Genomic DNA, 11,748 nt, shown 5'->3' on the forward strand with positions numbered 1-11,748 from the left:
CCCCATTTCCCGGCCGTTCGCGCCGACTCGGGAATAAGGTTGCTCCAGACAACCTTGGGTCCGATGTGAAGCGAGACACTGTGACACCACAGACATCCGCGGATGAGGTGGTGATGAGCCACCGCCAGATCCTCGAGGCACTCTCGGGGCTGCTGCTGGCGATGTTCGTGGCGATGCTGTCCAGCACCGTGGTCAGCAACGCGCTGCCGCGCATCGTCGCGGACCTGGACGGCAGTCAGACCGGCTACACCTGGGTGGTCGTCGCGACGCTGCTCTCGATGACCGCGACCACGCCGATCTGGGGCAAGCTCGCCGACCTGTTCAGCAAGAAGATGCTGGTGCAGACCGCGCTGGTGATCTTCTCGGTCGGCTCGGTGATCGCGACCTTCGCCCACAGCATGGAGCTGCTGATCGGTGCCCGGGTCGTGCAGGGCCTCGGCATCGGTGGTCTGACCGCCCTGGTGCAGGTCGTGATCGCCTCGATGGTGAGCCCGCGCGAGCGGGGCCGCTACTCCGGCTACATCGGCGCCGTGTTCGCGGTGGCCACGGTGAGCGGCCCGCTGATCGGAGGGGTGATCGTGGACAGCCCGCTGGGCTGGCGCGGCTGCTTCGCGATCGGGCTGCCGGTCGCCCTCGCGGCGTTCGTGCTGCTGCAGAAGACCCTGCACCTGCCGGTGGTCAAGCGCGAGGTGCGCATCGACTACCTGGGCGCCACCTTGATCATGGGTGGCGTCTCGATCCTGCTGGTCTGGGTCTCCCTGGCCGGCAACCAGTTCGCGTGGGCCTCCACCACGACCGCGGTCCTGGTCGCCGCCGGCGCGTCGGTGCTGGCCGCCGCGGTGTACGTCGAGATCCGGGTCGCCGCCGAGCCTGTGGTGCCGATGGCGCTGTTCAAGGACCGCACGATCACGCTGTCCACGATCGCCTCGACCCTGGTGGGCGTGGCGATGTTCGGCTCGACGGTCTACCTCAGCCAGTACTTCCAGCTGGCCCGGGGGATGACGCCTACGAAGGCCGGGCTGATGACGATCGCGCTGGTGATCCCGCTGATGGTCTCCAGCCTGGTCAGCGGCCGGGTGATCACCCGCACCGGGCTCTGGAAGCGGTGGCTGGTCGCCGGCATGGCCCTGGTCGTCACGGGCCTGGCGCTGCTCGGCACGATCGACGAGACCACCCACCTGGTCGCGGTCTGCGCCTGGATGGCCGTGCTCGGCCTCGGCATGGGCTCGACGATGCAGAACCTCGTGCTCGCGGTGCAGAACAACGTCCCCGTCTCCGAGCTCGGCGCCGCCAGTTCGGTGGTCGCGTTCTTCCGCAGCCTGGGCGGCTCGGCCGGTGTCTCGGTGCTCGGCGCGGTGCTGGGCACCCAGGTCGCCGACCGGGTGGTCGCCGGCTACCGCGAGGCCCAGGTCGTGCCGAGCGCCGAGTTCGGCAGCCACGCCATCCCCGACCTGCGCACGCTGCCCGCCCCGGAGGCGGCGATCTGGGAGCACGCCTACGGCGCGTCGATCGGCGATCTCTTCGTGATCGCGGTGCCCGCGGCGATCCTGGCGTTCGTGTGCGTCGTGCTCATCAAGGAGGTGCCGCTGCGCACCACCGTCGCGATGCCGCCGTCCCGGCCCGGCGCCGTGGACGGCCCGGCGGTGGAGTCTGTCGGCGGAACAGGGGAGAATCCCTCTCGATGACCGCCAAGAGCCGCCAGGACGCCCTGCAGACCGTCGAACGCGAGATCGGCGTGCTGATCCGACGGGTGCGCAAGGTGATCGGCGTGCGGGCGCGGATGATCGACCCGCAGCTGCAGTCGGCGTCCTACCTGATGCTCGGCCACCTCGTGCAGCGTGGCCCGATGCGGTCCTCCGCGCTCGCCGAGGTGTTCAACGTCGACAAGGGCGCGATCAGCCGGCAGGTCCAGCACCTCGTCGACCTCGGGCTGGTCGCGCGCACCCCGGACCCCGAGGACGGCCGCGCCTCGCTGGTCGAGGCGACCGAGGAGGCCGTGCGCCGCTTCGAGTCGGTCTCCCGGCAGCGCCTGGACTGGCTCGACCGGCGCCTGGAGGAGTGGTCCGACGACGACCTCGCCGGGTTCGCCGGCCAGCTCAGCCGCTACAACGCGATCCTCAGCGAGACGGAGGGACTCGAACCCACACCGCGCAGTCCGTCGGGAGACCCCGACTGACGCCGGTGCCCTCCGAGTCCGCCGGTGAGCCGTCGAGCGGCACCAGCTCCCCGCTGCTCACCAGCACCTCGCCCGCGGGCAGCGGCACCACCTCGGAACCGCAGTTCAGCACCACCAGCAGCGGCCCGCGGCGGAAGCGCAGCACGTCGCCCTCGACCGCCAGGTCGCTCACCCGCTCGCCCGCCGTGGCGGCCCAGGTGCGCCGCGCGCGCAGCGCCTCGCGGTAGAACTCCAGCGTGGAGGCCGGGTCGTCGGTCTGGGCCGCCACCGTGTGTGCGTGCCACGACGCCGGCTGCGGGATCCAGGACGCCTCCGCGGTGCCCGGCCCGAAGCCGTACGGCGGCTGGCTGCCCTTCCACGGGAGCGGCACGCGGGAGCCGTCCCGGCCCGGGTCGCCGCTCTCGGGACCGCTGCGCAGCCACGCCGGGTCCTGGCGGTGCTCGGGCGCGACGTCGACCTGCTCCAGGCCCAGCTCCTCGCCTTGGTAGAGGTACGCCGAGCCGGGCAGCGCGAGCATCGTGAGCGTCGCGGCGCGGGCGCGGGCCAGCCCCGTGGGGCCCGCGCCGTACCGCGTGGGGTGGCGCACGACGTCGTGGTTGCTGAGCACCCAGGTCGGCGAGGCGCCCACCGACTCCACGGCGGCGAAGGTGCCCTCGATGACGTCGGCAAAGGAGCGGGCCGACCATGGGGCCAGCAGCCAGGCGAAGTTGAACGCCTGGTGCATCTCGTCGGGGCGCACGAAGCGGGCCATCGACTCCGGCGTCTGGGTCCAGGCCTCGGCCACCAGCATCCGGTCGCCGTCGTACTCCTCCAGCACGCGGCGCCAGCGGCGGTAGACGTCGTGCACCTCGGGCTGGTCCCACATCGGCTCGTCGCGCAGGGTGCGCTCGACCATCGCGTGCGGGTGCTCGGGCTCGGCTTCCCCGCCGAGCTGGTCGCGCAGCGTGGCCTCCTTGAGCAGGCCGTGGGCCACGTCGATGCGGAACCCGTCGACCCCGCGGTCGAGCCAGAAGCGCAGCACCTGCTCGAACATCTCGCCGACCTCCGGGTGGCGCCAGTCGAGGTCGGGCTGGGAGGAGTCGAACAGGTGGAGGTACCACTGCCCGTCCGGCACCCGGGTCCACGCCGGGCCGCCGAAGACCGAGTGCCAGTTGTTCGGCGGCTCGCTCCCGTCGGGTCCGCGGCCGTCGCGGAACAGGTAGCGCGCCCGCTCGGGGCTGCCCGGGCCGGCGGCGAGCGCCGCGCGGAACCACTCGTGCTCGGAGGAGGTGTGGTTCGGCACCAGGTCGACGATGACGCGCAGCCCGAGCTCGTGGGCGCGGGCGATCAGCTCGTCGGCATCCTCGAGGGTGCCGAACAGCGGGTCGACGTCGGTGTAGTCGGCGACGTCGTAGCCGTGGTCGTGCTGCGGGGAGGTGTAGAACGGCGTGATCCACAGCGCGTCCACGCCGAGGTCGCGCAGGTGCGGCAGCCGCGCGGTGATGCCGGGCAGGTCACCCACGCCGTCGCCGTTGCTGTCGGCGAAGCTGCGGACGTAGACCTGGTAGGTCACCGCGTGGCGCCACCACGGCTGGTCGGTCCGGGTCGCGCCCGGCTCCGTGGCCGCCATCAGGAGGCCGCGTCCGGCTCGACGACGATCCAGACCTGCTCGGCGCTGGCCAGCAGCGTGCCCGAGGCGTCGTACAGCGAGGTCGCGGCGTGGACCTTGCGACCGTCCTGGCCGCGGGCCTCCGCGACGACGACGTGCTCCTCGCCGATGACCGGGGTCGCGTCGATGCGGGCGGTCATCCGGCCGAGCACCATGGTGCGCTCGACCAGGTCGCCGGCCCAGCCGCCGATGCAGTCCAGCGCGGCCCAGGTCACCGGCACCGAGGCGCGGCCGGGCCCGCCGCCGGCCGCCGGGGTCTCCTGGACGGACTCGTCCGGGGTCCAGGTCGCCGCCCACCAGTGCGGCCCCGGCCGGCGCAGCGGGCCGGGGAAGATCCGCAGGCCGCTCTCGTGCTGGGGACCGCACACGAAGCAGCCGGGGAAGGGGTGTACGCCGTGGCCGGGGTACGCCGCGGAGGCCTCCCGGGCCCGGGAGGGGGAGACCGGCGGCACGGCGACCAGGTCGTCGGTGACGGTGCGGCCCCGGGCGACCACCGTGTCGTCGTGGCGGACCACCAGCACGCCGTCCTCCTCGGTGCCGGACATCGCGACCCCGAGCGGCGGCGGCGCGGTCAGGGTCACCTCGACGGCGTGCCAGCCGCGGGCGCCGTCGCGGTGGGGGCGCAGCAGCTGGGCCACGGCGCCGGCGGTCCAGCCGCCGTTGCCGGTGCCGGGCGGGCCGCAGAAGCGGTCCGGCACGATGAGGTCCCGCGGTCCGGCGGGGGTGGTGCTGCGGGCGGCGCTCTTTGTCGCGTTCGGTGTGGTGCTCACCGTCTGATCGTCTCCCATCGCTGCAATGCCTCGCGTCGCTCGACGCCGTGGTCGAGGATCGCGAGCGGGTAGCCGACCCGGTGGCGTGCCTCGGCCGAGGGGTCGTGGGCGTCGGGGATCCGCTCGGGGTCGGCCAGCTCCGGTACCCACCGCCGCACGTAGGCACCGTCGGGGTCGAAGCGCCGGCCCTGCGCGGTGGGGTTGAAGACGCGGAAGAACGGCGCGGCGTCGGTGCCGCAGCCCGCCGTCCACTGCCAGCCGTGGTTGTTGGAGGCCAGGTCGCCGTCCACGAGCCAGTGCAGGAAGTGCCGGGCGCCGTGCTGCCACTCCACGTGCAGGTCCTTGACCAGGAAGCTGGCCACCACCATCCGCATCCGGTTGTGCATCCACCCGCTCGCGCGCAACTGGCGCATCGCGGCGTCCACGACCGGGAAGCCGGTGCGGCCGACGCACCAGGCCTCGAAGCGCTCGTCGGGCTCGTCGTAGGGCATCCGGGCGTACTCGGGGCGCAGGTAGTCCCGGGCGGTGTCCGGGCGGCGGTCCAGGACGTCGGCGTAGAACTCCCGCCACGCCAGCTCGGTGCGGTAGGTGCGGGCGCCGACGCTGTGCAGCGGCGCCAGGTCGGCGAGCAGGGTGCGCGGGTGGATCTCGCCCCACTTGAGGTGGTGCGACATCCGGGACGTGGCCGGGAGGTCGGGGCGGTCGCGCAGCTCGTCGTAGCCGGCGACGCCCGTGTCGAGGAAGGCCGACCACCGGCACCGCGCGGCGTCCTCACCGGCCTCGGGCAGCTCCAGGCCGCCGGGCAGGCGCGGGCGGGGGAGGTCGGCGGTGCCCTCCGCCAGGTGTCGCCAGTCGACACCGCTCGGCGCCTCGACCGGCCCGCGCCAGCCGTGCTCGGCCCAGGCCCGCGAGAACGGCGTGAAGACCTGGTACGCCGACCCGTCGGCCTTGCGCACCCGCCCCGGCGACACGGCGTACGCCGAACCGGTCCGGACCAGCGCGACGTCGGCCTCGGCGAGCGCGGCCTCCACCTCCCGGTCGCGGCGGGCGCCGTACGGGCCGTGGTCGGCGGCGACGTGGACCTCGGTGGCGCCCACCCTCCGGGCGGCCTCGACCACCCGGCGCACTGGGTCACCGGACACCACGGCGAGTCGGCCGCCGTCGGCGCGCAGGGAGGCGTCCAGTGCCCGCAGCGAGGCGGCCAGGTAGGCCCGTCGGCTGGGACCGGCGGGACCCCACAGCGCCGGGTCCAGGACGAACAGCGGCAGCACCGGCCCGCAGGCGCAGGCGGCCAGCAGCGCGGGGTTGTCACCCAGTCGCAGGTCGCGGCGGAACCAGAAGACGGCGGTCATGGTCGCTCCACGATGACAGCGCACTGGTGACCGGGCTCAAATCTGGAACAAGTCAAATGTGCGGGGTCCCGCTCAATAGGACAGAATGGCCGGGTGAGCGACCTGATCGACACCACCGAGATGTACCTCCGGACCATCTATGAACTGGTGGAGGAGGGCATCGTCCCGCTGCGTGCGCGGATCGCCGAGCGCCTGCACCAGAGCGGCCCGACGGTCTCCCAGACCGTCGCCCGCATGGAGCGCGACGGCCTGCTGACCGTCGAGGGCGACCGCCACCTCGAGCTCACCGCGGAGGGCCAGCGCCTCGCCACCCGCGTGATGCGCAAGCACCGTCTCGCCGAGCGGCTCCTGACCGACGTGATCGGGCTGGACTGGGAGCTCGTGCACGAGGAGGCCTGCCGCTGGGAGCACGTGATGTCCGAGACCGTGGAGCGACGCCTCCTCGAGCTGCTCGGCCAGCCCACCGAGTCGCCGTACGGCAACCCGATCCCGGGTCTGGAGGAGCTGGGCCAGACCACCGTCGGCGAGGAGTTCATGGACGGCGTCGAGCCGCTCTCCCGCGTCGCGGGTCAGGTCGAGGGTCGGGTCCTGGTGCGCCGCATCTCCGAGGAGATGCAGAAGGACGAGGTCCTGATGAGCGCGCTGCGCCGCGTCGGCGCCCTGCCGGACAAGAACATCACCGTGGTCGCGACCGGCGACGGCGTGCTCCTCGGCTCCGGCGGCGAGACCGCCGAGATCGTGCCCGAGGCGGCCGACCACATCTTCGTCAGGCGGCTCTGAGGCCCCGCGCCTCGAGGAGCGCGGCGAGGAACTCGCTGCACCCCACGTCGAGGCGGTGGGTCGCCAGCGGGTCGCCCCGGGTGGCGCCGCGGTTGGCGATCACCACCGGGGTGCCCGCCTTGGCGGCCCGTTTGACGAACCGCAGCCCGCTCATCACGGTGAGACTGGAGCCGGCGACCAGCAGCGCGCCGTCGGTCCCCGCGAGAGCGTCGACCGCGTCGTAGCAGCGCTGCACCCGCGCGGGAGGGACGTTCTCGCCGAAGAACACCACGTCCGGCTTGAGGATCCCGCCGCACCCCTCGCAGCCGGGCACCACGAAGCCGTCGGTCTCCTCCAGTGCGACGTCGCCGTCGGGGCGGACCTCCACCTCGGCATGGCGCTCGGCCCAGCCGGGGTTGAGCTCGCCGAGGCGCTGGTGGAGCGCCCCGCGGGTCGTGGTCGCGTGACAGCCCAGGCACACCACCTCGGCGATGCGCCCGTGCAGCGCGATCATCCGCCGGGTGCCGGCCGCCTCGTGCAGGCCGTCGACGTTCTGGGTGATCAGCAGCTCCGGGTCGAGCCGGGCCACGGCGTGGTGGCCGGGGTTGGGCTCCGCGCGCCGCATGCGCCCCCAGCCGATGTGGCTGCGTGCCCAGTAGCGGCGCCGCGCCTCGGGGCCCGAGACGAACTCGCCGTACGTCATCGGCATCCGCGCCGGGGCATGCGGGCCGCGGTAGTCCGGGATGCCGGAGTCGGTGGAGAGCCCGGCGCCGGTGAGCACCACCAGCGGGCGGTCCGCGAGCAGGTCGAGGGCGTGGTCCATCAGGCGTAGCGGGCGGCCGAGCGGGCGCGCGCCTTGGCGGCCTCCACCTCGCGGTCCTTGGGCGGCGCGGTGGTGACCAGCTCGGCGAGCAGGTGCTGGGTCGCGTGCGCGACCTCCGCGACCGCCCGGTCGAAGGCCGCCTGGTTGGCCTGCGAGGGCTTGGCGGCCCCGCTGACCTTGCGGACGTACTGCAGCGCCGCGGCGTGCACCTCCTCGGAGGTGGCCGGCGGCTCGAAGTTGTGGAGCGGGCGGATGTTGCGGCACATGCCTCCAGCGTACGGCGGGGCGCCGGGGATGCGCCCTGGCTCACACGTCGAGCAGTCGGGCGCCCTGGTCGGTGCTGAGCACGAGCCGTCCGTCGGACAGCGGCACGGTGCGCACCCGCGCGGTCGGGGTGTCCAGGTCGGCCAGCGTCCGCTCGGTGAACCGGCCGTCCTCGACGTGCAGGGCGACGACCCGCCCCCGCTCACCGCTCCATCCGCGCTCGACGACGGCGACCAGGGTCCGCTGCTCGGGCAGCCAGGTCAGCTGGCGGGGGTCCTCGGCGGCGGCGAAGCGGGTGCCGCGGCCGAGGGAGAGCACGTCGGTGCGGCGCAGGTCGCTCAGGTCGGTGACGTCGAACAACCCCGCCTGGGCGCCCCAGCCCTCGTCGGTCGGTCCCTCCCCGAGGCCGATCACCCGGCGCGGCCCGAGCGGGTGGAGGTAGGCGGAGAAACCGGGGACCTCCAGTTCGCCGAGGTCGCGGGGGGCCGCGGGGTCGCGGAGGTCGATCGCGTGCACCGGGTCGATGCGGCGGAAGGTCACCAGCAGCGCCAGATCGTCGAACCAGCGCACGGCGGTGAGGTCCTGGCGCACCCCGATCGCCTCGACCCGGCCGATCTCGACCAGCGTGTCCCCGCGCTGGGCGAGGGTGACCACGGAGGTGGCGTCGTCGGTGCGCCGCGAGCGCTCCACGGCCAGTCGCAGTACGCCGTCGTGCTCGTCCATCGACCACCGGTCGGCGAGGGTGCCGTCCACGTGCCCGCTGGCGACGTACGTCGTGGCGGTGTCGGCGAGCTCGAAGGCGTGCACGGTGGCCCGCCCATCGGGGATCTTGATGCCGGTGACCGGGCCCGTGCTCCGGTCGACGGACCACAGCCCGCCGCCGACGTCGTGCTCGGCGGTGGCGAGGTAGAGCCGATCCTCCGACAGGTAGGCGAGGTCGGTGGGAGCGGCGAGCGCGGTGACGGTGCGCGTGGTGTGGTCACCGGGGTCCAGGCCGACGACGCTGACCGTGCCGAGGCCGTCGGCGCGGCTCGGCACCGCGACACCGGCACAGTCCACGAGCCGCTCGGTGCGGCCCTCGACGGTGACCGTGGGCAGCCAGTCCGCGATGGTGCTGCGTCGCACGACCTCCCGGTTGTGGGCGCGGGCCTCGGCGCGGCCGCGGCCCCACCGGACCATGAAGTCGAGGTCGGGCAGCGGGGCAGCCAGCACCAGCCGCACGGTGTCGTCGTGCTCGCGGGCCTCGACCAGCGCGCCAGCGAACCGGGTCGTGCCGCTGATCGTCGGGATCCCGGGGTCGCTCAGGTCGACGCTCGTGGCCTCCACCTCGCCGTCCGAGGAGGTGACCACGAGCGCGGTGTCCCCGACCAGGAGCAGCTCGCCGCCACCGAAGCGGGCGCCCAGGCTGGTCTCGCCGCGGGGGACCGCGTCGGCGCCCGTGACGTCGAGGACGCGGAGCACCCCGGTGTCGGTGAGGCGCACGAGCAGCTCGCCGTCGGTCTTCACCAGGTCCGGCTCGTCCACGCCGCTCTCCTGCACGTTGGTCCCGGTCGCGCTGCCGGGGGCGCGCTGCGCGCTCGGCGCAGCGGCGTGCACCATGGCGAGCCCGGATGCGTCGCGGTAGACGACGTCGGGGCGGTGCCGCCAGCCGGTGGGCCCGACGTGCTCGAGGCCGCGGGCGACGTAGAAGTCGAGCAGCTCGGCGCACGAGGACGCCGTACGCAACTCGCCGCTCGCCGGGGCGATCACCGGGGCGTCGACCGGGGCGTCGACCGGGGCGTCGACCGGTGGGCGAGCGGCACCCGGTTGCGTCGTGGCGTCCCCGTCGATGGCGTCGACGACGACCACGGCTCCGGCTCCCAACGCCGCGGCGAGCAGCGCGGTGGCGGCGAGGACGAGGCGGGGCCGGGTGCGAGGGCTCATGGCAGGTGTGACGGCGCCCGCGCGGGTGTGGTTCCGCCTGTCAGAGTGTCGCCATGGCCGACCCCGAGAGCGTCCCCGCCCCCGACCGTCCCGACCGCGACCTGGACCTGGTGCTGTTCGGCGCCACCGGTTTCACCGGCGAGCTGACCGCCGACTACCTGGCCCGCAACGCCCCGCACGGCCTGCGCTGGGCACTGGCCGGGCGCAACGAGGAGCGCCTGGTCGCGGTTCGCGACCGGCTCGCCGCGACCGACGCCGACCTCGGCGAGCTCGAGCTGATCCGCGCGGACGTCACCGACCCGGCGTCGCTGGAGGCCGTCGCGCGCCGGGCCCGGGTCGTGATCACGACGGTCGGTCCCTACCTCACCCACGGCGAGCCGCTGGTCGCGGCGTGCGCGGCCGCCGGCACCGACTACGTCGACCTCACCGGCGAGCCGGAGTTCGTCGACCGGATGTACCTCGCCCACCACGCGACCGCCGAGCGGACCGGTGCCCGGCTCGTGCACGCCTGCGGCTTCGACTCGGTGCCGCACGACCTCGGGGCGCTCTACACGGTCCAGGAGCTGCAGGCAGCCGGCCCGGTGTCGGTGCGCGGCGTCGTACGGGCCGGCGCGACGTTCTCCGGCGGGACCTTCCACTCGGCGCTGACCGCCGTGTCCCGGGCGCGGCAGATGCGGGAGGCGGCCGCGGAGCGTCGCCGGGTCGAGCCCCGTCCCGACGGCCGCTCCTCGCGCGCCGTGGCCGGGCGCCCGCACCGGGACCCGGTGCTCGGCTGGTGGCTGCTGCCGCTGCCCACCATCGACCCGTTCGTGGTCGCGCGCAGCGGGGCCGCGCTCGAGGCGTACGGCCCGAGGTTCACCTACTCCCACTACGCCGGCACCAAGACCCTGCCGTACGCCGTGGGCGGGGCGCTCGGCGTGGGCGCGCTCGCGCTCGGCGCCCAGGTCGGTCCGCTGCGCCGGGCGATGCTGAGCCGGGTCAAGCAGGGCGAGGGCCCCTCGCCGGAGCGTCGGGAGAAGTCCTGGTTCAGCGTGGACTTCGTCGGCGAGGGCGGCGGACGCACGGTGCGCACCCGGGTCTCGGGTGGCGACCCGGGCTACGACGAGACCGCGAAGATGCTCGCGGAGTCGGCGCTGTGCCTCGCCTTCGACGACAACCCGACGACGGCCGGGCAGGTGACCACCGCGCAGGCAATGGGGGAGAACCTGACCGCGCGGCTGCGCGCGGCGGGGATGCGCTTCGAGACCCTGGACTGAGCGCTCAGGCCCAGATCGCTCAGGCCCAGATCGCCCCGGGGCGGCCGCCGTCGACGGTGACCACCGAGCCGTTGGCGACCCGCCCGCGCGGGGAGGCGAGGAACGCCACGACGTCGGCCACCTCCTCGGCGCTGATCGCGCGGCCGAGGGCGTTGAGGCCGGCGGCCTTCGCGGCGTACTCGGGGTCACCGGCGGTGCGCTCGGTGACGGTCAGGCCGGGGTGCACGCACACGACGCTGATGCCCTGCGGGCCGAGCTCGTCGGCGAGGTTCTTGCTCAGCGCGACCACCGCGATGTTGCGCACCGAGCCGGAGATGGTGCCGGTCGACCGGGCGTTCATGCCGCTGACGTTGACCACCGACCCGCCACCGGCGGCGAGCAGGTGGGGGAGCGCAGCGCGCACGACGCGCAGGTAGCCCAGCGCCTTGGTGTCGACCTGGCGCAGGAAGTCCGCCTCATCGAGGCCGGCCAGCCCGGTCGGCTGGGCGCCGGTGGCACGTGGCGCCGCGGCGTTGACCACGACGTCGAGGCGGCCCAGTTCGCGCGCGGCCTCGCCGACCGCACGGCGTACCTGCGCGTCGTCGGTGGTGTCGGCGACCACCGTCACCGTCTCCGGGCCGAGCGACGCGCGTGCCGCCGCGAGCGCCTCGACGTCGCGGCCGAGCAGCGCGACCCGCGCCCCCTCGGCGACGAGGGCCCTGGCGGTGGCCAGGCCGATGCCCCGGTTGCCGCCGGTCACGAGCGCGGCGCTGCCGCGAAGTCCCAGATCCACAGTGA

Annotated in this window: 11 protein-coding genes; 4 read left to right on the top strand and 7 right to left on the bottom strand. The window is 74.2% G+C overall.

Translation table 11 applies throughout. The features are described 5' to 3' along the window. Nucleotides 1-113 precede the first annotated feature (113 nt). On the top strand, nt 114-1,685 hold the full coding sequence (locus HBO46_RS02665; RefSeq protein ID WP_166137115.1) for an MDR family MFS transporter: 1,572 nt from the start codon (nt 114-116) through the stop codon (nt 1,683-1,685). Continuing rightward, nucleotides 1,682-2,176, top strand: a complete 495-nt coding sequence (locus tag HBO46_RS02670; protein ID WP_166137112.1) for a MarR family winged helix-turn-helix transcriptional regulator — start codon at nt 1,682-1,684, stop codon at nt 2,174-2,176. The genes HBO46_RS02665 and HBO46_RS02670 overlap by 4 nt, the downstream gene beginning before the upstream one ends. Here the strand turns inward: HBO46_RS02670 and HBO46_RS02675 are convergent. The 3 genes from HBO46_RS02675 to HBO46_RS02685 are packed head-to-tail and all read right to left on the bottom strand — an operon-like array spanning nt 2,118 to nt 5,946. Beyond that, on the bottom strand, nt 2,118-3,785 hold the full coding sequence (locus HBO46_RS02675) for a glycoside hydrolase family 13 protein (protein WP_166137109.1): 1,668 nt from the start codon (nt 3,783-3,785) through the stop codon (nt 2,118-2,120). The two genes, HBO46_RS02670 and HBO46_RS02675, sit on opposite strands and share 59 nt — an antisense overlap. Beyond that, a complete protein-coding gene (locus HBO46_RS02680; protein WP_166137106.1) occupies nt 3,785-4,594 on the bottom strand; it encodes a hotdog family protein in 810 nt (269 codons plus the stop codon). Before HBO46_RS02680 ends, HBO46_RS02675 begins: the two co-directional genes overlap by 1 nt. Next, complete coding sequence (locus tag HBO46_RS02685; protein WP_166137103.1) at nt 4,591-5,946, bottom strand: cryptochrome/photolyase family protein; 1,356 nt, start codon at nt 5,944-5,946, stop codon at nt 4,591-4,593. Before HBO46_RS02685 ends, HBO46_RS02680 begins: the two co-directional genes overlap by 4 nt. A gap of 93 nt (nt 5,947-6,039) precedes the next feature. Between HBO46_RS02685 and HBO46_RS02690 the strand changes: the two genes are divergently transcribed. Next, nucleotides 6,040-6,726 (top strand): metal-dependent transcriptional regulator, encoded by a 687-nt coding sequence (locus HBO46_RS02690; protein WP_166137100.1) that lies wholly within the window; start codon nt 6,040-6,042, stop codon nt 6,724-6,726. Here the strand turns inward: HBO46_RS02690 and HBO46_RS02695 are convergent. The 3 genes from HBO46_RS02695 to HBO46_RS02705 are packed head-to-tail and all read right to left on the bottom strand — an operon-like array spanning nt 6,713 to nt 9,715. After that, nucleotides 6,713-7,528 carry a Sir2 family NAD-dependent protein deacetylase gene (locus tag HBO46_RS02695; protein WP_166137097.1) on the bottom strand — a complete coding sequence of 272 codons (816 nt, stop codon included), beginning with the start codon at nt 7,526-7,528 and terminating at the stop codon, nt 6,713-6,715. The genes HBO46_RS02690 and HBO46_RS02695 overlap by 14 nt on opposite strands. Further along, complete coding sequence (locus HBO46_RS02700; protein WP_166137094.1) at nt 7,528-7,794, bottom strand: DUF2277 domain-containing protein; 267 nt, start codon at nt 7,792-7,794, stop codon at nt 7,528-7,530. Before HBO46_RS02700 ends, HBO46_RS02695 begins: the two co-directional genes overlap by 1 nt. A 40-nt stretch (nt 7,795-7,834) precedes the next feature. Then, nucleotides 7,835-9,715 carry a beta-propeller domain-containing protein gene (locus HBO46_RS02705; RefSeq protein WP_166137091.1) on the bottom strand — a complete coding sequence of 627 codons (1,881 nt, stop codon included), beginning with the start codon at nt 9,713-9,715 and terminating at the stop codon, nt 7,835-7,837. A gap of 53 nt (nt 9,716-9,768) precedes the next feature. Between HBO46_RS02705 and HBO46_RS02710 the strand changes: the two genes are divergently transcribed. Beyond that, nucleotides 9,769-10,971: a saccharopine dehydrogenase family protein gene (locus tag HBO46_RS02710; RefSeq protein ID WP_166137088.1), complete on the top strand. Its 1,203-nt coding sequence runs from the start codon at nt 9,769-9,771 to the stop codon at nt 10,969-10,971. Nucleotides 10,972-10,990: 19 nt separating this feature from the next. Here HBO46_RS02710 and HBO46_RS02715 read toward each other — a convergent pair whose 3' ends face one another. Continuing rightward, nucleotides 10,991-11,743, bottom strand: coding sequence for an SDR family NAD(P)-dependent oxidoreductase (locus HBO46_RS02715; protein WP_166137085.1), 753 nt, complete (start codon nt 11,741-11,743; stop codon nt 10,991-10,993). Nucleotides 11,744-11,748 lie beyond the last annotated feature (5 nt).

This window comes from Nocardioides ochotonae, assembly GCF_011420305.2.
Classification (GTDB): domain Bacteria; phylum Actinomycetota; class Actinomycetes; order Propionibacteriales; family Nocardioidaceae; genus Nocardioides; species Nocardioides ochotonae.

Excerpts from the sequence above, each read along its gene's own strand:
- HBO46_RS02700 (WP_166137094.1), bottom strand. The coding sequence starts at position 7,794 with ATGTGCCGCAACATCCGCCCGCTCCACAACTTCGAGCCGCCGGCCACC.
- HBO46_RS02670 (WP_166137112.1), top strand. The coding sequence starts at position 1,682 with ATGACCGCCAAGAGCCGCCAGGACGCCCTGCAGACCGTCGAACGCGAG.
- HBO46_RS02705 (WP_166137091.1), bottom strand. The coding sequence starts at position 9,715 with ATGAGCCCTCGCACCCGGCCCCGCCTCGTCCTCGCCGCCACCGCGCTG.
- HBO46_RS02665 (WP_166137115.1), top strand. The coding sequence starts at position 114 with ATGAGCCACCGCCAGATCCTCGAGGCACTCTCGGGGCTGCTGCTGGCG.
- HBO46_RS02675 (WP_166137109.1), bottom strand. The coding sequence starts at position 3,785 with ATGGCGGCCACGGAGCCGGGCGCGACCCGGACCGACCAGCCGTGGTGG.
- HBO46_RS02695 (WP_166137097.1), bottom strand. The coding sequence starts at position 7,528 with ATGGACCACGCCCTCGACCTGCTCGCGGACCGCCCGCTGGTGGTGCTC.
- HBO46_RS02685 (WP_166137103.1), bottom strand. The coding sequence starts at position 5,946 with ATGACCGCCGTCTTCTGGTTCCGCCGCGACCTGCGACTGGGTGACAAC.
- HBO46_RS02710 (WP_166137088.1), top strand. The coding sequence starts at position 9,769 with ATGGCCGACCCCGAGAGCGTCCCCGCCCCCGACCGTCCCGACCGCGAC.